Raw genomic sequence first — 20,711 nt, 5'->3', positions numbered from 1 at the left:
GATTTTACAATTTCACTTGAAACAGCTTCTTGTTATTCCTCTATACTAGCTTCATACCCATCAGAGTTTATTAAACTATCTAACTCTTCTGGATCTGACATCTTTATTTTTATTATCCATGCATCATAAGCATCTTCATTTATAGCTTCTGGCTCATCTTCTAAATCTTCATTTATTTGTACAACTTCTCCAGATATAGGAGCTATTAAATCAGAAGCAACTTTTGATGATTCTACAACTCCAAAGTCACTACCTTTAGTTAATTCATCCTCTACTTCAGGCATCTCAACAAATAATATTTCACCTAATTGATCTTGAGCATAATCTGTTATTCCTATATAAGCATACTCTCCATCTATTTTTACCCATGTATGCTCTTTGCAGTATTTTAAACTTGGTATAACTTTCATTGTTTCACTCCTCAAATTTTATAAGATAATATTACATCACACATTCCATGCTTAAAGCCGGATGACCTTTTTCTTCTAGGTATTCTAATACTCCTTCAGAATCTGTAGATATAGTTTCATCACAAATCATATCTGTGAAGTTTTCTATTCCATGTAATTCCATCATTGCAGCATTTAACTTATCTGCAACATATTCTTTCAATTCTTTAGGCATCCATACTATTCTAGATGGTCCACCTTCTGCATAAGCAAATTTCTTAGAAGATATAAATTGTCTTCCGTGACCCATAAATCCTGGAGTTTGAACTCCTCCACCTGTCATTGAAGCAAGTTCTCCAAATGTCATACCAACAGGAGTCATCCCTGCAAATTCTCTATTTACTATAACAAATCCGTTAGCTTCTGGCATTATACCGCATATACATTCAAAACATCCACATGAAGTCATTGGATCTTCTAATATAGAGTACAATGTAACACTTTCAACCGCACCTTGAGATATAGCATTTACTTCATCATTTACTGATTGCCATACACCTTTCAAGTCATCTAAGCATTCACCTTTTATTATAGGTTGGCATGGTCCTGTTTTATCAAGTTCTTTTGTTGCTTTTGCATCTAGCCAACTAACAGCTCCACAAAGACCTAGTCTTTCAGGTGTTACAACACAAACATGTGCAGGTGCAAATGACTGACATAAATTACAAGTATAGAATTCATCAACACTTTCATCTACTAAAGAAGCTAATCTTTCATCTCTAGCAGTATATCTAGGAGTTGCATACTCTGATTTTAATTTAGCTACTTCTTCTGCATCTGTTATTAAAGTAACTTGGCACTTATCAACTACTGATTCAAATTCATCTAGCATCTTAGCATATATAACTTCTCCTATATGGTTTAGTCTGAATCCTTTTTCAACAGCATCTTTAGAGATTCTTACCCAAGTTATATCTCTTTGCCCAACATGCATTACACCTTCTATATAGTTTAAGAAGTAGTGTAATCTTCTTTCTAAAACTGGTTCAAAGTCTTCTTGCATATTCTTACCAGCTATATCAACTATAACTGCAAGAGGCAACCTTACAACTCCATTTACAGCTTCAACTTGATCTATATCACTACCTATAATTTCTATCTTGTGATCTTCAACTTCAGATAGCTCTTTCTTTCTAACTAACTCCCAAGCTTCTGTTCTGTTTCCACCAAATTCAGCAAGCATATCATTTTTTCTTATTCTTTCACCTTCAAATGCTGCTGCAAAAGAAACTGGTATTGGTATTTCAGTTATTTTTATTTTTATTCCTCTAGCTTCTAGAGATGTTGCTACAAACTTATCGTAATCTTTTTGAGTTAATAAGTTCATTGGAACTTCTAACACATCTTGATCTGTTATAACTGGGAACCCTAAAGCTATTGCTCCTGCTCCACAAGACACAACTAAATCAGTCAATGGTCCAAATGCATTTACAAATGCTGGAACTCTCTTAGCTGTATATTCTAGTAATCCAGTTAAATCTCCAGGAACTAATCCTCCAAATATTAGTGCTGCTCTTATGGCAACTGACACAACATGTATTACACTTGTTACATCATATCCTAGAGGTATGACTCTAAGCTCTAGACCCATTTTCACTCCAGCCTCAATAGCCTGATCTATAACTTTACCAACTAAGAATGTCAATAATCCTTTAGATTGATAGTCTTTTATTATCTTAGCTGCAGTTTCTGCATCTGGACATTCTCCAAGTACAACCGCAACCCCTGGTATATCTCCTGTAACTAATGGCACTCCAAGAGATCTTATTATAGGGTCTGTTATATGCCCTGCACATGGTTCACTATATGGAGCATCACTCATTGAGTATTTTATAGCTTCTATTACTTCTGCTGCTAAAGCTGTTGCTAATCCTGAATTAAATACATGTTCTAATAAATGAGTTTTATTTATTAAACTTTCAATAATTTCTAGTGCAGATTCTAAATCTCCTAAATTATTAATTTTCTTTCCTGTTGCAGCATATATGCAAGGAAGCGAATATGCCGTATCTGGGAATTCAACTTTATGGTCTTTACCATGTTTTTCTATAGCTTCATTAAGCAATCCTTTTGCAGCTTCTAATGCCTGCTCGGATCCATTAAAAACAGTACTGTACAAATTTTTCACTCTATTTCCCCCTTTTATATCTATACTATATATAAAATAAATACTTACTATACGTTATATGCAAATCCACCTTCATTTAATTCTAAATATGAGTCTGCATAAAGACTAGAATTTCTTATTATGTCACAAGATTTTATAGTTCTCATTAATTCTTCATCACATGGGTTTACTATAGCAGAGCTAAATCCATTTGCCATAGCCATAGCTGCGAATGCACTATCTAATATAGGTCTTACATGTTTAGGACATCCATTTGAAACATTTGATAATCCTCCAGTTGTTAAAAGTCCCATTTCAGTCATCATTTTTATAGCTTCTAAAACTTCCATTTGTTTATCTTGCATTCCTTTTATAACTAAGCATAGTGGATCAAATAACATATCTTCTGGTTCTAATCCTGCCATTAATCCTCTTTCTAATAATTCTTGGCAGTATGCCATACGCTCATCATTATCTCTAGGGATACCTTCTTTAGCACATAAAGCTATAACTTTAGCTTGGTATTCCCCTGCTAAATCTATTAACTCTATTCTTCCCCCCGCATCAGCTGAGTTTATTATAGGTTTACCATTATCTCTGTTATAAACTTTAAGTCCGGCTTCTATAGCGTTTCTATTTGCAGTATCTAAGGCTAATGGTACATTGTTAAATTCTGATTGAAGTAGTTGAACACCCCAAGTCATTATATCTGCTCCATCTCTTTCAGCTGGCCCTATGTTGAAATCTATGTAATGAGCTCCAGCGTCTAATTGTTCTTTAGCTCTTTTTAGTATTGGAGCTGGGTCTCTCTCTTCTAAAGCTTTTCTTATTGATGGCGATATACAGTGTATTCTTTCTCCTATTATCATAAATTTTTCCATGTGATTTGTTCCCCCTATTAAATATAGTTTATTGAATTTAAGCCATAGCAGTTTCTTTATTGGCTTTATATTCTCTTAAGAATTTTGGTAATTCCATTGATTCCTCTGTTCCAATTACTACATTCCATCCTGGTAAATTATCTTCTATATCTCCTTTTAATACTGCTACTTTACCTGGTATTATTAAATCTCTATTCTTAGTTTTTTCTGCTACTCCGATTTCTTTTATAAAGTTAGCTATAGAACTTCCTCCAAACTTACCTGCCGCCCATGCAGTTAAAACTGAATATCCTCCTGCATCTGGTATTGCTAACCATACAGGTACTTTAGATCTTTCTATCTCTCCCGCGATTATGAAGTAAGTTAGTGCAAAGTCAACTGTAACTAAAACTGGTGAATTTTCATCTGGATTGTTTATAGGATATAATTTAGTTTCTACTCTCATTGGTCTTTGTGGATCTGTGTATATATTTTGTCTAAGTGCAAATAAAGGTAAAGCTTTTGCATAATTTATATCATCTAATACTATTATAGATCCATATTTAACTGTGAATATTGAAGATATAGCAACTTCCATATTAGGATCATTTTTAGCTAATTTATTTGCAAATACTAATGATGGGTATCCAAATGTTCTATCTTGTTCTTTTAAAGATATTCTTCTTATTTGAACTACATTTGTAAATGTGTCTTTCATTGTTTCTCCAGTTGCATCTAATAAAAGTTCTTTATATCCTAAAGCTTGTATAGCTTCTGTTGTAGAGTATAATTCTTCTAAATTAGATGCATTTACACCTAATACTAACTTATCATTTTTAACTAATTCAACTATCTCTTTGTAGTTATCTTTATTTGCTCCATAAACTACTGGATTTTCGCCTTTTAATAATTCTAGAGCTTCCTTAGCTACTTGAGCATCTTCACATATTATCATGTATGCTAAAGTTAAATTACTTTGTTTAACTTTATTTATTAAATTTAAATATGATTCTTTATTTGAAGTATATCTTAAAGCCGCTATCTCTACTTTCATTTCTTCACCTATTCTTATGTAGTTTACAGCTTTTATATTTTCTAATTTAGAATTTATTTCATCTTCTGTCATGCAGTCACAAAATTCTACTGCAAATCTATTTTTATTTAAAAAAGTTTTTTCATGTCTAAATAATACAGTTTCTCCACCTAAATCATATTGTGCTTCTCCTACTCCAATTTTTAAACTTTTCATAAGTGGAGCAGTAGCTTCTGATAATTTATCTAAAGCTTCCTGAGCCATATGAGGGCATTTTCCTATTTCACACGCCCCTGATGCAACTTTCATACAAAACGCCATACAAGTTGGAAAACCACAATCCTTACAATTTTTCTTTGGTGTTAATTTAAATATATCTAAAGCTTTTAAAGCCATATTATTCTCCCCCTAACCTTTTAACTTATTATGCTAATTCGCTAATTAAAGTTTTTATAGTTTCTACAGATTTTGGATGACGAAGCACTACTGCATTTGATCCTCCAGCTAAAGCACTTGATGCTGTTGAAATTTCCATAGATATTCCTCTTTCTTCCGGACAACCCCATGCTGGTTCATCTTCTATACTTGCAACAGACTCTTTTACATTCCAACTTTCAAAGCAAACCGGTGTTATTATTGGCATTTGTAATGTTTTATCATTTTGACCAAGTGCTGCAAGTCTAATTCTATCCATTGTAGATGCAACGTATTCATATCCATATCCAGCTGCTGAACATCCAACGTTCATAACTATATTTTCTTGCTTAACCCCTAATTGAGTTAGTAAAACATTTAATTGTTTAGCTAAGTTTATATCAACTGAAGATTCGGCTCCTACTTTATGCCCATAAGCCATTCCAGCTGCAGCCCCTACTCCTTTATAGTTTTCTTCTGTAGCTGACATAAATAAGCAATTATATCCATCTATAGCTTGAGCCACTTTTTCAAATACCTTTGCATCTTTTTCATGATTTCCACATCCTGCTATTACTATTGGCAATGATACATTTTCTAAAACTTTTTTAGCAACTTCTGCACATTCTTCAGGAGTTTTGTCTAATCCATTAGGATCTGCACCCTCTAATCTTAAACATATAAAATCAGGTTCTATTTTTTCTTCTATATACTTAGCCCATTTAACACTATCATTAGCTACATCTTCATATAAGTTTTTAATTTCACTAGTCCAGTTTTCTGGATATACATCTAGCATTTCTACACCAATTTTTTGTGTATTTGCTTGATCTCCATCAAAGTTATAAAAAGGAAGTATGTTTTCTCCTCCTATTTTTATAGCTCTTTCCCCTGAACCTATTTCAACCTCTGATATTTTCCCAGAGTATTTTTGAACAGACATCTTAAATGCCATATTTTTTTCCCCCTTAGTCTAATTTAATTCTAATTTAGATATAATATCTTTAATAGCGATTTTTGACTTAGCATCTTCAGGTAAATTTATTAAAGGTATACCTGAAGAATCATATTCATATATCATATCATCTAAAGGTACAACACCTAAAAGATCTAATTTATGCTTCTCTATTTCCTCTTTTACACCATCATTTAAAATTCCATTTGGAACTTTATTTACTACTAACTGCATATCTCCTACATTTAAGTTTAACTCTCTAGCTAAATCTCTTATTCTTGCAACTGCTTGGATACTACGTCTTGAACAGTCACTAACTAAAAGTAATTTATCTATATGTTTAGTAGTTTTTCTACTTAAATGTTCCATACCAGCTTCGTTATCTATAACTAGGTAATCATAGCTATCTGAAAGTTTATCTGTTTGCTCTCTTAAAATTCCATTTACATAACAGTAGCACCCTTCTCCTTCAGACCTTCCCATAACTATCAAATCATATCCCGGCCCTTCTGCTACAGAAGTATTCAGTCTATATTGTAAGTATTGAGCTTTAGTCATACCTCCTGGAAATGCATTACCTTGTTTTTCTCTTTGGTTTATTTCTTCTCTTATTTGACCTAATGTTACATCTATATCTAATCCTAGTACTTCATTTATATTAGCATTTGCATCTGCATCAACTACTAATATTGGCCCCTTATTTTCTTTTACTAAGCAGTTTATTAGAAGGCCTGTGAGACTCGTCTTTCCAGTTCCACCTTTTCCTGCCACTGCAATATTAAATCCCATAAGATTTCCCCCTTTGTTTGTCTAAATAGAACTTATTTATTCTATTTATGCTTTTGCTAATTTAGGAGCTGCATGCACACATTCACCATGAACATCATGAAGTGCTTCCATTATTCCTTCTGATAATGTAGGATGTGCATGTATAACATCCCCTACTTCCTCAACTGTTAATCCTAAGTGAACTGCTAAAGATAGTTCTGTTAATAAATCAGTTGCATGAGGTCCTACTATAGACGCTCCTATTATTTTGTCATTTTTATCTGCTAATATTTTAATGAAACCTTGGAAATGTCCTATTGCCTGAGCTTTTCCTAGTGCTCTAAAATCGAATTGTCCTGTATTATACTCTATACCATTTTCTTGAAGCTCTTTTTCAGTTTTACCTGCTCCTGCAACTTCTGGTTCAGTATATACACATCTTGGAACTGCTGCATAATTTACAGTCTTTGAATTGCCACAAACAGCATTTTGTGCTGCTACTAATCCTTCCTTTGATGCTACATGCGCTAAAAATGGTGTGTTTATTATATCACCAATTGCATATATACCTTTAACGTTAGTTTCTAAATTTTCATTCACTATAACCTTGCCTCTATCTAGTTGTATTCCTATATCTTCTATTCCCGAATTATCAAGATAAGGTTTTCTTCCTATCGATAGTAAGGCTTTTTCAGCTTTAACTTCTTTCCCATTAGACAGAGTTGCTACGACCTCATTGTCAACTATTTCACATTTTTCGATCTTAACCCCTGTCATCACCTTAATTTTATCTTTTTTAAATTGCCTTTGCAACTGTTTAGCAACATCTTTATCCTCAAGTGGAAGTAATTGATCAAACATTTCTACAATAGTTACTTCCGTTCCTAAAGTTCTAAAAAATTGACCAAATTCACATCCTATAACTCCTCCACCAACGATTAACAATGACTTAGGAGCATGCTTTAGATTTAATGCTTCATCACTAGTTATAATATTATCTCCATCATAAGGAAACATCGGTAGTATAACTGGCTGAGATCCATTTGCAAGTATTATTTTGTCAGCCTCTACTAATTCTTTACTTCCATCTTCTTTATTAACTTCTACTTTATTTGTACCTACTAATTTACCAAATCCATTAACTAATTTAATTCCTCTTTTTTCAAATAAAAATTCTATTCCGCTAATTAATTGACTTACTACTTTATTTTTTCTATTCATTATGTCATCAAAATTGGCTTCTACTTCTCCATTTATATGTATTCCAAAACCTTTAGCTTCTTTTATAGATGATATTAATGATGATGATGCTAATAATGCTTTTGTCGGTATACATCCTACGTTTAAGCAAGTTCCTCCAACTTTTCTTTTTTCTATAACTGTAACTTCAGCCCCAAGCATAGCAGCTTTTATAGCAGCTACATAACCACCTGGTCCTCCTCCGATTACCGCTACTTTCATTTCTCAATCCCCCTATGAAATTTATAATTTTGCTGCATCTAAAATTGCTGGAACATTTTCTTCTGATCCAATTGCCATTATATGCACTCCATCACATAAATCTTCATCTCTTAATTGTTGAATTAATTCTCCTGCTATTTTTATTCCTTCACTTGCCCAGTTTTCTTTTCCTACTGATCTTAATCTATCTATAAGCTCCTCTGGAACATATATTCCTGGAACATTCTCATTCATAAACTTAGCCATTCCTGGAGATTTTAATGGAATTATACCTGCCAAAATCTTAGTATTCATTTCCTTTGTATGCTCTTTAAATTCTCTCATTGTATCTATATCATATACAGCTTGAGTTTGAAAAAACTTAGCTCCTGCATTTATTTTCTTTTTCATTTTTAATAATTGTATTTCAATAGGTGTGTATCGAGGTGTCACGGATGCTCCCAAATAAAATTCTGGTGATCCTTTTAATTGATTGCCTACCATATCTGTCCCTTCCGAAAGTTTCTGTGCTGTTTGTAAAATACCAACACAATCTAAGTCAAATACAGGTTTAGCTTGAGGATGATCTCCTACTATGGTGTGGTCGCCTGTTAATGCTAGCATGTTTTCTATTCCAAACACACCAGCTGATAATAATTCTCCTTGAATTGCAATTCTATTTCTATCTCTTCCAGTTACTTGTAGAACTGGTTCTAATCCTTCATCTTTCAACAATTTACATGTAGTAAGTGAAGTTGTTCTCATTACTGCAGATTGAAAATCTGTTACATTAACAGCATGTACTCTTCCTTTAACAGCTTTTGCACACTCTACTAAGCGTGATAAGTCTATTCCCTTTGGAGGAGCCATCTCAGCAGTTATTGCAAACTTACCGCTTTCTAAAGCTTCTCTTAATAAGCTCATTGTTTATCCCCCTTCAACCTTTTAAAACTATTTAAGCATTTGCCATAGCTTCTTTTTTCTTTAAACTTAAGCTACGTGGATTACACGCTTTTGAATAATCTTTTGGCTCTTTTACCTCTAATAGGTTATCCAGTTGATTTATTGCTTTTAATCTATTGTATATAAGAACCCAAGCACAATCATTTTCAGGATTCACTTCACATTTTCCATCTCGTGCTCCACCGCAAGCTCCATTTAATAATCCTTTAGCACACATAGTAACCGGACATATTCCTCCAGTCCATGCAAGTTCACAAGAGCCACATGCTTTACATGCTTCCTCAAACTCTCCAACTCTTTTAACTTCACCTATAAATAAAGTGTCATTTGCTGGATATACTGGTTTATCTTTTATATTTTTAACCACTGTTTGAGTTCCATCTCCACAAGCTAAGGACAATATAGCATCAGCTTCTTTTATCTCAGATTTCAACTCTTTCAAGTCTTTCTTTGATTTTAAAAGATTACATGCAGGGTCTAATACTTTATATCCTAAAACTTCTTTTCCTTCAGCCTCTAATAAGTCTTTCATCTTTAAAATTTCTGTTTCTCCACCACTTTTACAAGTAGATGCACATAGATTACATCCTACTAAAACTAGTTTTTTAGCATCTTTGACATAACCTAAAATCTCTTCAAATGGCTTATTTTCAGAAATTATCATCTCTATTCCCCCTTGAAAACCCCCATTTATTTTTTGTTTTGTAACTTGCAAGCTTTAATGATATTAGTAGCTAATATAGAAGTTGTTACAGCTCCTACTCCTCCTGGTACTGGTGTTATCATAGAAACTTTATCTAATACATCTTCCATATCAACATCTCCACATAAATTACCTTGATCGTCTACATTTACACCTACATCTATTACTATTGCTCCATCTTTTACATAGTTCTTTTTAACCATTTTAGCTTTTCCGACTGCTGCTACTAATATATCAGCTTGAGATGCTATTTCTGGTAAATTTCTAGTTTTAGAATGACATATATTAACAGTTGCATTTTCATTTAATAAAAGCATTGATAGTGGCTTTCCAACTACCATAGATCTTCCTAAAACAACAATATTTGCACCAGTTAAGCTTATACCGTAGTGTTTTAATATTTCTATAACTGCCGTTGGTGTACATGGTGGATATCCAGTTTTATCATTTTCTACTATTTTAGCTGTGTTTATAGGATTAAAACAGTCTATATCTTTTTTAGGACTTATCTCATATTTTATTTCATCTTCACTTAAATGATCTGGAAGTGGTCTAAATGTTAAAATCCCATTAACTTTATCATCTTCATTTAATTTATGCACAGCCTTTATAAATTCCTCTTGGCTTATATTCTCCTCTAACTCTACTACTTCCGTTTCAATTCCTATGTTTTGGCATCTTTTAAGTGCTCCTCTTTCATAGGCTAGATCATCAGGTCTTTCACCTACTCTAACTATTGCTAACTTAGGGTTTATACCTATTTCATTTAAGCTTTTAACTTCTTTTTTTAAATCTTCACTTATCTTATCTGCCACAGGCTTACCTTTTATTATTTGTGATTTTAAATTAGTTTCGTTCATCTTTTTGTTGCCCCCTATATCTTATTTCATAAAATTTCAAATTAAAAATACATAAAGTTTATTTGTTTAAAGCTAATTCAACCTTTTTATAAACTTCATCACAAATTCTAACTCCATCTTCAACAAGTTGATTGACTTCATTTCTTACAGTCTCAACATATTGTCCATCTTTTATAGAATTTATATTTATAAAAACATTTAATTGTCCACTAAGAATTGCAGCTCTTAGACATTGTACTCCAACACCAACATCACTTATTGCTAGCCTTGATCCTTTGTCTACCAAATCTTCGTGTAGTTTTATAGCTTCATAACATACCTTTACTATCTTTATTGGTACTTCACATGCTGTCTTAAGGGCACTTTCCATAGTGTCATTTTTTACCTTTTTCTCTTCTTCTGTAGAACTAGGTAACCCGTAAGCTTTTGATAAAGGAAGAAAACACTCTGCATCTTCATCTATCATATCTAGTAATTCTTTTTCTAAAATTCTAGCTTTTTCTAATATACATTTTACACTTTCTTCATATTCAGCATATTTTTTCTTTCCTATAGTTAAATTACATACCATACTACCTAATGCAATCCCTATAGATCCAGTTAAAGCTGCTGCTCCACCTCCACCTGGAACTGCTGATTTTGAAGCTAGTACATCTACAAACTCTATACAACTTTTTTGTGCTATCTTCATACTTATCTCCCTATAAAAATTAATTTATTAAAAAATTATACTAGGTAGCTAAATAGGAAATATAGTTTCTGCCGTAACACTTTAAAGCATATCTTTTCAGTGCTTTATTAGTAGGAATTAACTATATTTCCTACAAGCCCCTTCATAAATTTTAAGTTAATCAAAAATATTTCATATAGTAGGGAAGTAGTAAATATAGTTTTTTTGTATAAAAATCAACTATATTTACTACACCTATCCATCTAGAATAATCCTGATATTACTCCATTTTCATCAACATCTATTCTTTCTGCTGCTGGAACTTTTGGAAGTCCTGGCATTTTCATTATTTCACCAGTAAGAGCAACTATAAATCCAGCACCTGCAGATACTGTTAATTGTCTAACTGTTATTCTAAATCCAGTAGGTCTTCCTAATTTTGTTTGATCATCTGTTAAAGAATATTGAGTTTTAGCCATGCATATTGGTAATTTACTAAAACCTAGCTTTTCTAAATTTGCTATCTCTTTTTCTGCTGCTGGAGCAAAATCTACTCCATCAGCTCCATATATTTTAGTAGCTATTGCTTCTATTTTTTCTTTTATAGACAAATCATCTTCATAACAGAATTTAAAGTTATTTTCTTCTTCATCTAATAATCTTAAAACTTCTTTAGCTACTGCAATTCCACCTTCTCCACCTTTTGCCCAAACTTCAGAAAGCGCAACATTAACACCTAACTCTTTACACTTATCTTCTACTAATTTAAGCTCTGCTTCAGTATCAAGTGGGAATCTATTTATAGCTACAACTGCAGGAAGACCATATACTTTTGTTATATTCTCAACATGTTTTAATAAGTTTGGTAAACCTGCTTCTAAAGCTTCTAAGTTTTCTTCATTTAATTTATCTTTTGCTACACCGCCATTGTATTTCAATGCTCTAACTGTAGCAACTATTATAACTGCATCTGGTTTTAAGTCTGCCATTCTACATTTTATATCTAAGAATTTTTCAGCACCTAAATCAGCCCCAAATCCAGCCTCTGTTACAACATAATCTGCAAAATGCATAGCCATCTTAGTTGCTATTACAGAGTTACATCCATGAGCTATATTTGCAAATGGACCACCATGAACAAATGAAGGAGTTCCTTCTAATGTTTGAACTAAATTTGGTTTTAATGCATCTTTTAGTAATGCTGCCATTGCACCATTTGCATTTAATTGTCTAGCTGTTACTGGTTCATTATTGTATGTGTATCCAACTATAATATTTCCTAATCTTTCTTTTAAATCTATTATGTCATTTGCTAAACAAAATGCTGCCATTATTTCAGATGCAACAGTTATATCAAATCCATCTTCTCTAGGAACACCATGTGCTTTTCCACCTAGTCCATCAGTTATATTTCTTAACTGTCTGTCGTTCATATCAACACATCTTCTCCAAGTTATTCTTCTTGGATCTATGCCTAGAGCATTCCCTTGATGCATATGGTTATCTAACATAGCTGCTAATAAGTTATTTGCAGCTCCTATCGCATGGAAATCTCCAGTAAAGTGTAGATTTATATCTTCCATAGGTATAACTTGAGCATACCCACCCCCAGCAGCTCCACCTTTAACTCCAAATACCGGACCTAAAGACGGCTCTCTTAAAGCAACTAAAACATTTTTATCTAATTTAGCAAATGCATCTGCTACTCCTATAGTAGTTGTAGTTTTTCCTTCTCCAGCTGGAGTAGGGTTTATAGCAGTAGTTAATATTAACTTAGATTTTGTACTTTTGCTATCTTTCTTTAATAAGTTATAATCAACCTTTGCCTTATATTTTCCATAAAGCTCTACTTCATCATCAGTTAAACCTAATTTTTTAGCTATTTCCCTTATATCTTGAGGTTTTGCCTCTTGAGCAATTTCTATATCTGACTTAAATCCCATAACTAAATCTCCTCTCACTTTACTTCATTATATTTATTATACTAATATCTTAAGAATTCGTCATTAATCTATTTTTTATTTTGACGATTTGATCTTTAGTATCTAAGCTAACATCGTATGGAGATTTGCTTGCTCTATCAGAGTCTATAACATCTTGATTGTAGTAAATAAAGCCTAGCAATTCGCCATCCTGTAAATTACTAGTCACAAAGTCTTCATCTGACTTATTTCTAATTTTATTCCCTACTACAAAAACTTTTTTTACACCTATATCGTTACCTAGTTTTTTTACTTTTCTATAAGTTTGTAAACTTCTTTCTCCTGGTTCAACAACAACTATAAAGGCATCCACTCCTTGTGCTGTTCCTCTTCCTAAATGTTCTATGCCCGCTTCCATATCCATTATTACTACATCTTTATTTTGTAGTATCAAATGAGAACATAATCTTTTTAATAAAACATGTTCTGGACATACACATCCCGATCCTCCAGAATCAACAGTTCCTAAAGTAAGTAACCTTACATTGTTGTATTCCTTACAGTATAAGTCTGGAATATCATCTACTTTAGGATTCATTTTAAACATTTTTCCAAAGCTTTGAGCTTCAGCTCCTGTTCTTTCAGAAACTAATTTTTTCATTTCTGAAATAGGAGTTATCGATTCTGAAATTTCAGTTGGAAAACCTAATGCTAAACCTAAGTTTGCATCTGGATCTGCATCAACTGCTACAACTCTATATCCTTCATCAGCAAATGTTCTTGATAACATTGAAGAAAAAGTTGTTTTTCCTACTCCACCTTTACCTGTTATTGCTATTTTCATATCTCTCTCCCTCTGTCATTAGTTTATTTTTTATTTTTTAAGCTTCTGCTGTAACTTTTTTATTATTTTTCTCGTATACTACCTCTTCAAAATGAGGGCGTTTAGATTCTATATTGTTTACTATTGCACTTGCTAACTCTTGTGGATTTTCATGTACTGCAAATTTAGCTCCTACATGCTCAGTAATTGTATTAGTTAATTTTTCTACCATATTAGCAGAACCACCAACAGGAGGCATAACACCTAAGAATGTATCTATTCCTGAAGATACAACGTATGAAGCTATTGCAACAGCTTTTTCTGACATCCACTCTGGTGCAACCCCAGCTACTGGAAGATCATTCATATCTAAATCTAAATAGCTAGCACAAGCTGCTACAACTTCTAATATACGACTTATATCTACACATGAACCCATGTGAAGAACTGGTGGTATATCTGCTAATTCACAAACTGTAGCTAATCCTTTACCTGCTAATTTTCTAGCATCTTTACTTAATAAACCATGTTTAGCTGCTGCTTGAGCTGCACATCCTGTTGCAACTACTATTATGTCATTTTTTATTAATTCCTTCATTACAGTTATGTGACCTTCATCACCTACTGTTTTAGGGTTATTACATCCCACTATACCAACTGCCCCTCTTAAAACTCCAGATTTTAGACAGTCTACTAATGGTTTTATAGTTCCTGGTTCATCTATTTGTGAGTTCACAACTCTATCTAATTGAGATAATATAGCTTCTATACTATATCCAACCGTTGCGAACGATTTCCCCTCTGGTATAAATACTTTTTCTGCTTTTCTATTTTTATAGTTTAATATAGCTTCTTTTACTATACCTTTTGCTGATTCTAATGCTTCTTCTTCGTTGAATTCTATGTGAGTTGCTCCTGTGATTTTTGCTTTTGGTGATGTTGTTATGAATTTAGTGTGATAGCAATCTGATAATGATGCTAGTGCTGGGAATATACATTGAACGTCTACTATAACAGCTTCAACTGCTCCAGTTAAAATTGCCAATTCTTGTTGATGGAAGTTTCCAGCCATCTTAACTCCATGTCTCATAGTAACCTCATTAGCTGTACAGCACATTCCTGCTAAGTTAATGCCTTCAGCTCCAACCTCTTTTGCTAAAGCTATCATTTCTGGATCTTCTGCAGCTAATACTACCATCTCTGATAGTGAAGGTTCATGACCATGTAATATTATATTTACTTTATTATTTTCTAATACTCCTAAGTTTGCTTCTGTTTCTCTTGGTATAGGTGTTCCAAATAAGATATCACTAAAACGTGTTCCTATCATAGATCCACCCCAACCATCTGCTAAAGATGTTCTCATACTCATATGTATTAAACTATCTAAGTCTGATGTACAGCCTATATGAGTAGAGTGCATTATTGTTACAATCTCTCTATCTATAGCTCTTGGTTTAATTTTATATTTTTCCCAAACTTCTTGTCTTTGTTTAGGTGCTCTTTCTAAGAACCTTAATGTTCCATGAGGTTTCCCAAATTCCATTAAAGCTACATCTGCTACCTCATGAGCTATATCATATATATCTCTATCTTCTGTAGCAACTCCCCATTCTGTTGCTAAATCTAATAGTTTTTTTTCATCTCTTATTTTATAATTTCCATCTGGGCTAGCAAGTGCCATTGTGTGTGCTATATCTCTTGCATGGTCAGAGTGAGCTGCTGCCCCTCCAGCTACCATTCTTGCAAAGTTTCTTCCAACTATAGTGTCTGCATCTGCTCCACATATACCTCTTGGTGTTTTTGGAGTTATTCTACAAGGTCCCATTGCACATATTCTACAACAATTTCCTTGTAATCCAAATCCACAGGCAGCTTTCATAGCAGCCTTTCTATCAAACGCTGTTTCTACACCATCTTTTTTAGCCTTCTCCAACATAAGCTGAGTATTCAAATCAATTGACCATATTTTTTCACTCATATATCTATCCCCTTTTTATAAATTTAATTAAGAGAAGTATTTTATTTTGTATAAGCTACATTCATTGCCGCATTTTATATTTATTAATTACCTAAATTATAGCAATTATATAATATACTTTCACTATAATTTAGGTAATTTTTTAACAGTTTTTGTATATTATCTAGCTTTCATAGCTATTAATGCCCCATATGCTATAGAGTATAGTTTTGATTCATGACTGTCAGCCCTTGAAACAAGTACAATTGGGCTTTTAGCTCCCATTATAACTCCTGCAGATTTCGCATTTGCGAAATATGTTAAAGATTTTCCTATTCCATTTCCAACTTCTATTGTAGGTACTAAAATTACATCTACATCTCCTGAAACTTTGCTTTCAAAACCTTTTACTTTAGATGCTTCTTGCGATACAGCTAAGTCAAATGCTAAAGGTCCTTCCAGTATAACATTTGATCCAAATATTCCAGCTTCACTTTCATCTTGCAATTTCTTAGCATCTATAGTTGCTTGCATTTTTTCATTTACTTTTTCTTTTGCAGCTAATGCTGCAATTTTTATATTATCAATATTAAGCGATTTGCAAGCTTTTATTGCATTTAAAACAATTTTTTCTTTTTGTTCATAATTAGGACTTATATTCATACCTCCGTCAGTTAGTATCAATAATTTGTGATAGTTTGGAACTTCATATATCATTACATGACTTAATAAACTATCAGTTCTTAATCCATACTCTTTGTTTAAAACTTGTTTTAACAGTATAGATGTATCCAATAATCCTTTCATTAAAAAATCTGCCTTTTTGCTACTTACTAATTTAACTGCAATTTCTGCACATTCTTCGTAGCTTTCAGCCTCAATCATTTGAGTTTTTTCCAAATTTAAACTTAGATCTTTAGCTATTAACTTTATCTTTTCTAAATTTCCTATTAAAATCGGATCTATTATATTCATATTCATTGCATCTAAAACAGCATGTAAAACTTCTTCATCTTGGGCTGCTGCTACTGCCAATTTAACCTTTTTATTTACCTTTAACTCCTTTATTATGTCTTCTAAGTTGTTGATCATTGTGACTCCTCCCTTATATCTTTACTTTTGCCCTCTTATAAATATGTGTATAAATTTTTAAAGCTACATTTAATCTATTTGACATCGCTTTATTTACTCCTTTTAATAATATAATATAAATAAAAAAAGCTATAAAGATTTATTCTTTATAGCTTTTTTTATTTATATTATCTAAATTTATTTAACTCTCTTAAACAAGCAAGAGTAACTTCATCTTGTGAATCTATTTCATATGCTCTTTCTATGTAGTAAGTAGCATTATCTAAGTCTCCATCATTTAAGTATGCCATCCCTAGATTACAAAGTATTTCTGGATCCTCTTTCTTTAATTTAGCCGCTTTTTCAAAGTACTCTATAGCACCTTTCATATTATAACTAGACGCTTCACAAAGACCTAATTCAACTAAAGTATCTACTTGGTTTGGCCTTATTATAAGTATTTTTTCAAAATACTTTTTAGCTTGTCCTATATCATTCATATTTCTATAAGCTAACCCTATCATAAATAATAAATTCCACCAATCACCATGCTCATCAGCTAATGGTAATAATTTTTCTAAAGCTTCTTCATTTTTACCTTGGAATACTAAATTATATCCTTCTTCATATCGAACTTTAAAATCCATTTTCCCTAATATTTCTTGTATCTCAGCCATAAAGTCTTCAGGCAATCCTAATTTTATAGCTTCTTCCCAGGTAACCTTAGTTTTTATATATTGATTTTGGTTGTAATAATGATACCCTAAATGGTAATGAGCAAGTGCAAATGATTCATCTAAATCTCTAACTTTCTCTAAAGCTTCTATTGCATCTAATAAGAATGCTTCCATAGGCTTTTCATCACCATTTTTTTGATGGTTTTTAGCTAACTCTTGACATACTATTGCATAGTGATACAGTGAATTGATATCTTCTGGGTATAAAGTTGCACTACACTTTAGATATATTAGAGAATCTGTATAATCTCCAACTTCAAAATACTTTCTAGACATATAGCCCATATATGCTTTTAAATCTAGATCTAAATTTTCTTCAATAGCTTTAAGAAACTTTTTATATTCATCATTATATTTAAAGTTGCTATCAATTCCCATTATGTATATCATTGCATCGGCAATAGACATAGAACTTAATCCATCTTGAGCTGTGTTAGTTTTTATTCCTTTAACTAATACATCATTTTTTATGGGAACATCTAAACCACCTTGAGGAAATGTATATCCTTTTAAATTAAAGTCTGCTCCATTTTTGATTTTTAAAAATGCTAATTCCTCAGCTTTTTTTAATATATATTTTTCAACTCTAAACTTCATATTGACCTCCTATATTTCTACTGTGTATGATTTAGATTTCTCAAACACCTTTTTATCATCATAAACAAATAACACAATACTCTCTTTTTTCTCTAAATCAGCATTTATATTTTCTTTTAGTTTTAATATATCAAACTTAAAAGGCTCAAAGTGTACATGCTTTATTATTTGCTTAGCAGGAGTATTTTCAAATCTAGGTATATATTTTAATATATTTTCTTCGTTTTGTAAAAATAAATGGCATCTATTTTTAAAATCTTCAACTTCTATCTTACTCATGAATCCTGGTACATTAGATGTCTTTCCTAAAGATATATAGTCATATTTTATAATTTCAGTAAATAGTTCTGTATTCTTATTGATTTTTTCAGTGTAAAAATCTAATAATATTTTATATAATTGATTTTTACCTTGAGACATATTAAAGTATCCATTTTTATCAAAGTAAGTTGCAAAATCTTCAAAGAACTTAAATGGACTTTCTTTGTAGTAATTATGAATTGTATATCTCATTGAAAGAACAAAGTTCTTTGAATTAAAATATCTTTCTAATATTTCTTCTATGTCCTTTAATTTTAAAATTTCATTATATTTTATATATTTGTTATATAAAACCTCATAAGGTGGATAATCCTTGTATCTAAATTCATGATCATCTGCATTATTTCTTATTCCCGTTCCTTTTATCATCTTTAAAAACCCTAATTGCAGGTGTTCTATACCTAGGTTAAAAACATCATTGAATGAGTTCTCAAAACTATTGTAATCTTCATATGGTAATCCAGCTATTAAATCTAAATGTTGATGTATATTTCTGTATGAAGCTATTTTTTGAACTACATAAGAAAGCTTGCTAAAGTCATCTCTTCTTCCTACAGCTTCTAATACTTTCTCATTTGTAGTTTGTACTCCAATCTCAAATTGAAATAAACCTTCTTTACATCCTTTTAAAAACTCTAGCATATCTTCAGTTAATAAATGTGCCGTAACTTCAAAATGATATGTTGTGTAATCATTGTCATTTTCCATTAAAAACTTCATTATTTCCATTGCAAATTTTTTATTTGCATTGAAAGTTCTATCTATAAATTTTATTTGAGATACTTTAGCATCTATAAGTGCCTTTAAATCGCTTTTTACTCTATCTATGCTAAAATATCTAAGCCCTTGTAATGTAGAAGATAAGCAATATTGACAGTTAAAAGGACATCCTCTAGATGTTTCATAATACACTATTCTATTTTCATATTCTGCTTTATTTAAATCTACATAAGGACTAGGTATTATGTCTAAGTTTTCTATGTCTTTCATAGGTTTGTTTTTTACTACCTCTCCATTATTCCTATAAACAAGACCATCTACATCCTTTATATCAATCTCTCCTTTTAGAGATTTTACAAAGTCTCTAAATACAAGTTCTCCTTCTCCATAAAGTATGTAATCTACAAAATCATATTTTTTCATAGACTCTTCGCTATCATAAGTTACTTCAGGTCCACCTAATGCAATTTTAACGCTTTTATTCACCTTTTTTAGGTTATTACATATTTTTACTATATCATTTACATTCCATATATAAGTTGAGAATAATATTACATCATAATTATTAGAATATATATCTTTTAGTATGAAATCTAATTCGTTATTTATTGTATATTCTCTTATATCTACATCTATATCTTCAATATCTTTAACCATTTGGTTTAAATATCTTATCGCTAAATTTGTATGTATAAATTTTGAATTTAATGTTGTTAAAAGTATTTTCAACTAAATCACCTCTTTTTTAATTTTATTAGCTATAATTACCTATTTTTTGTTAAAATATTACATGTACTATTTTTTCTAACATTATGTATAAAAAGAAGGTTTTTTTATATTATTGTAGAATTATATCATATTATAAATTTCTTAAATCACTAAATTATATATGAAAGGAAGTATTGTATGAAATTGTTTGACAAAGTATCCATTGATGCACTATCTAAAAGAGATTTATTGCTTGTTATAAAAGCATTAGAATATACTTATGAAAATACTAATTTAGAAGATTTCATCGACCTTAGAAATAGTCTTATAAAAGAACTTTGCTTTTTAACAAATACTGATGAACAAGTTTTTGTTAATTATTTAGAAACTAATGACTAAGCTCTTTTGAATTTAAAATTATAATCACCCGTTTTAGAAACTACCCCTATATTTAAAACATTATTGGAAAAGTTTCTATATATAACTTTAATATTATTTAATATTGGATCTGATTTTATATCTCCAATTTCTAAATTTATTAAATATCTCGGGTCAGATTTTATGGATCTGATTTTATATCTCCAATTTCTAAATTTATTAAATATCTCGGGTCAGATTTTATATTATATT

The 20,711-nt window shown here is 31.5% G+C and carries 18 protein-coding genes; 1 reads left to right on the top strand and 17 read right to left on the bottom strand.

Annotation, left to right across the window (positions count from 1 at the left end; genetic code table 11):
* Positions 1–32: 32 nt before the first annotated feature.
* The 17 genes from gcvH to VN21_RS16705 all read right to left on the bottom strand — a co-directional run bounded on the left by gcvH (position 33) and on the right by VN21_RS16705 (position 20,102).
* A complete protein-coding gene (gene gcvH, locus VN21_RS16785; protein ID WP_046824277.1) occupies positions 33–410 on the bottom strand; it encodes a glycine cleavage system protein GcvH in 378 nt (125 codons plus the stop codon).
* Positions 411–441: 31 nt separating this feature from the next.
* Positions 442–2,577: an acetyl-CoA decarbonylase/synthase complex subunit alpha/beta gene (gene acsB / locus VN21_RS16780; RefSeq protein ID WP_046824276.1), complete on the bottom strand. Its 2,136-nt coding sequence runs from the start codon at positions 2,575–2,577 to the stop codon at positions 442–444.
* 47 nt (positions 2,578–2,624) lie between these two features.
* A complete protein-coding gene (acsE, locus tag VN21_RS16775) occupies positions 2,625–3,437 on the bottom strand; it encodes a carbon monoxide dehydrogenase/acetyl-CoA synthase methytransferase subunit (RefSeq protein ID WP_021431742.1) in 813 nt (270 codons plus the stop codon).
* 37 nt (positions 3,438–3,474) lie between these two features.
* Positions 3,475–4,845, bottom strand: coding sequence for an acetyl-CoA decarbonylase/synthase complex subunit gamma (gene acsC, locus VN21_RS16770; RefSeq protein WP_046824275.1), 1,371 nt, complete (start codon positions 4,843–4,845; stop codon positions 3,475–3,477).
* Positions 4,846–4,873: 28 nt separating this feature from the next.
* Complete coding sequence (acsD, locus tag VN21_RS16765; protein ID WP_046824274.1) at positions 4,874–5,818, bottom strand: acetyl-CoA decarbonylase/synthase complex subunit delta; 945 nt, start codon at positions 5,816–5,818, stop codon at positions 4,874–4,876.
* 18 nt (positions 5,819–5,836) lie between these two features.
* Positions 5,837–6,607: an ATP-binding protein gene (locus VN21_RS16760; RefSeq protein ID WP_021431739.1), complete on the bottom strand. Its 771-nt coding sequence runs from the start codon at positions 6,605–6,607 to the stop codon at positions 5,837–5,839.
* Between the two features lie 45 nt (positions 6,608–6,652).
* Positions 6,653–8,047: a dihydrolipoyl dehydrogenase gene (lpdA, locus tag VN21_RS16755; protein WP_046824273.1), complete on the bottom strand. Its 1,395-nt coding sequence runs from the start codon at positions 8,045–8,047 to the stop codon at positions 6,653–6,655.
* Positions 8,048–8,068: 21 nt separating this feature from the next.
* Positions 8,069–8,950: a methylenetetrahydrofolate reductase gene (locus VN21_RS16750; RefSeq protein WP_046824272.1), complete on the bottom strand. Its 882-nt coding sequence runs from the start codon at positions 8,948–8,950 to the stop codon at positions 8,069–8,071.
* 31 nt (positions 8,951–8,981) lie between these two features.
* Positions 8,982–9,653 carry a methylenetetrahydrofolate reductase C-terminal domain-containing protein gene (locus tag VN21_RS16745; protein ID WP_021428516.1) on the bottom strand — a complete coding sequence of 224 codons (672 nt, stop codon included), beginning with the start codon at positions 9,651–9,653 and terminating at the stop codon, positions 8,982–8,984.
* Positions 9,654–9,679: 26 nt separating this feature from the next.
* Positions 9,680–10,552, bottom strand: a complete 873-nt coding sequence (locus tag VN21_RS16740; RefSeq protein WP_046824271.1) for a bifunctional 5,10-methylenetetrahydrofolate dehydrogenase/5,10-methenyltetrahydrofolate cyclohydrolase — start codon at positions 10,550–10,552, stop codon at positions 9,680–9,682.
* Positions 10,553–10,610: 58 nt separating this feature from the next.
* On the bottom strand, positions 10,611–11,243 hold the full coding sequence (locus VN21_RS16735) for a cyclodeaminase/cyclohydrolase family protein (RefSeq protein ID WP_046824270.1): 633 nt from the start codon (positions 11,241–11,243) through the stop codon (positions 10,611–10,613).
* 242 nt (positions 11,244–11,485) lie between these two features.
* Positions 11,486–13,165 (bottom strand): formate--tetrahydrofolate ligase, encoded by a 1,680-nt coding sequence (locus VN21_RS16730; RefSeq protein WP_046824269.1) that lies wholly within the window; start codon positions 13,163–13,165, stop codon positions 11,486–11,488.
* 49 nt (positions 13,166–13,214) lie between these two features.
* Positions 13,215–13,988 carry an ATP-binding protein gene (locus VN21_RS16725; protein WP_021428422.1) on the bottom strand — a complete coding sequence of 258 codons (774 nt, stop codon included), beginning with the start codon at positions 13,986–13,988 and terminating at the stop codon, positions 13,215–13,217.
* Positions 13,989–14,025: 37 nt separating this feature from the next.
* Positions 14,026–15,948: an anaerobic carbon-monoxide dehydrogenase catalytic subunit gene (gene cooS, locus VN21_RS16720; protein ID WP_046824268.1), complete on the bottom strand. Its 1,923-nt coding sequence runs from the start codon at positions 15,946–15,948 to the stop codon at positions 14,026–14,028.
* 159 nt (positions 15,949–16,107) lie between these two features.
* A complete protein-coding gene (locus VN21_RS16715) occupies positions 16,108–17,019 on the bottom strand; it encodes a bifunctional enoyl-CoA hydratase/phosphate acetyltransferase (protein ID WP_046824267.1) in 912 nt (303 codons plus the stop codon).
* Positions 17,020–17,186: 167 nt separating this feature from the next.
* Positions 17,187–18,332, bottom strand: a complete 1,146-nt coding sequence (locus VN21_RS16710) for a tetratricopeptide repeat protein (protein WP_046824266.1) — start codon at positions 18,330–18,332, stop codon at positions 17,187–17,189.
* A gap of 9 nt (positions 18,333–18,341) precedes the next feature.
* A complete protein-coding gene (locus VN21_RS16705) occupies positions 18,342–20,102 on the bottom strand; it encodes a B12-binding domain-containing radical SAM protein (RefSeq protein WP_046824265.1) in 1,761 nt (586 codons plus the stop codon).
* A gap of 177 nt (positions 20,103–20,279) precedes the next feature.
* Between VN21_RS16705 and VN21_RS16700 the strand changes: the two genes are divergently transcribed.
* On the top strand, positions 20,280–20,480 hold the full coding sequence (locus tag VN21_RS16700; protein WP_046824264.1) for a hypothetical protein: 201 nt from the start codon (positions 20,280–20,282) through the stop codon (positions 20,478–20,480).
* The last annotated feature ends 231 nt before the right edge of the window (positions 20,481–20,711 follow it).

Source organism: Paraclostridium benzoelyticum (genome assembly GCF_001006285.1).
GTDB lineage: Bacteria > Bacillota > Clostridia > Peptostreptococcales > Peptostreptococcaceae > Paraclostridium > Paraclostridium benzoelyticum.
Note: the sequence above shows the minus strand (reverse complement) of the source record. Positions and strands in the feature narration are given on the sequence as shown.

What these genes read in the sequence shown, in the direction of transcription:
- acsC (WP_046824275.1), bottom strand. Translation starts at nt 4,845, where the DNA reads ATGGCTTTAAAAGCTTTAGATATATTTAAATTAACACCAAAGAAAAAT.
- VN21_RS16735 (WP_046824270.1), bottom strand. Translation starts at nt 11,243, where the DNA reads ATGAAGATAGCACAAAAAAGTTGTATAGAGTTTGTAGATGTACTAGCT.
- VN21_RS16710 (WP_046824266.1), bottom strand. Translation starts at nt 18,332, where the DNA reads ATGAAGTTTAGAGTTGAAAAATATATATTAAAAAAAGCTGAGGAATTA.
- lpdA (WP_046824273.1), bottom strand. Translation starts at nt 8,047, where the DNA reads ATGAAAGTAGCGGTAATCGGAGGAGGACCAGGTGGTTATGTAGCTGCT.
- acsE (WP_021431742.1), bottom strand. Translation starts at nt 3,437, where the DNA reads ATGGAAAAATTTATGATAATAGGAGAAAGAATACACTGTATATCGCCA.
- VN21_RS16745 (WP_021428516.1), bottom strand. Translation starts at nt 9,653, where the DNA reads ATGATAATTTCTGAAAATAAGCCATTTGAAGAGATTTTAGGTTATGTC.
- VN21_RS16725 (WP_021428422.1), bottom strand. Translation starts at nt 13,988, where the DNA reads ATGAAAATAGCAATAACAGGTAAAGGTGGAGTAGGAAAAACAACTTTT.
- VN21_RS16700 (WP_046824264.1), top strand. Translation starts at nt 20,280, where the DNA reads ATGAAATTGTTTGACAAAGTATCCATTGATGCACTATCTAAAAGAGAT.
- VN21_RS16715 (WP_046824267.1), bottom strand. Translation starts at nt 17,019, where the DNA reads ATGATCAACAACTTAGAAGACATAATAAAGGAGTTAAAGGTAAATAAA.
- VN21_RS16740 (WP_046824271.1), bottom strand. Translation starts at nt 10,552, where the DNA reads ATGAACGAAACTAATTTAAAATCACAAATAATAAAAGGTAAGCCTGTG.
- acsD (WP_046824274.1), bottom strand. Translation starts at nt 5,818, where the DNA reads ATGGCATTTAAGATGTCTGTTCAAAAATACTCTGGGAAAATATCAGAG.
- gcvH (WP_046824277.1), bottom strand. Translation starts at nt 410, where the DNA reads ATGAAAGTTATACCAAGTTTAAAATACTGCAAAGAGCATACATGGGTA.
- VN21_RS16750 (WP_046824272.1), bottom strand. Translation starts at nt 8,950, where the DNA reads ATGAGCTTATTAAGAGAAGCTTTAGAAAGCGGTAAGTTTGCAATAACT.
- cooS (WP_046824268.1), bottom strand. Translation starts at nt 15,948, where the DNA reads ATGAGTGAAAAAATATGGTCAATTGATTTGAATACTCAGCTTATGTTG.
- VN21_RS16730 (WP_046824269.1), bottom strand. Translation starts at nt 13,165, where the DNA reads ATGGGATTTAAGTCAGATATAGAAATTGCTCAAGAGGCAAAACCTCAA.
- VN21_RS16760 (WP_021431739.1), bottom strand. Translation starts at nt 6,607, where the DNA reads ATGGGATTTAATATTGCAGTGGCAGGAAAAGGTGGAACTGGAAAGACG.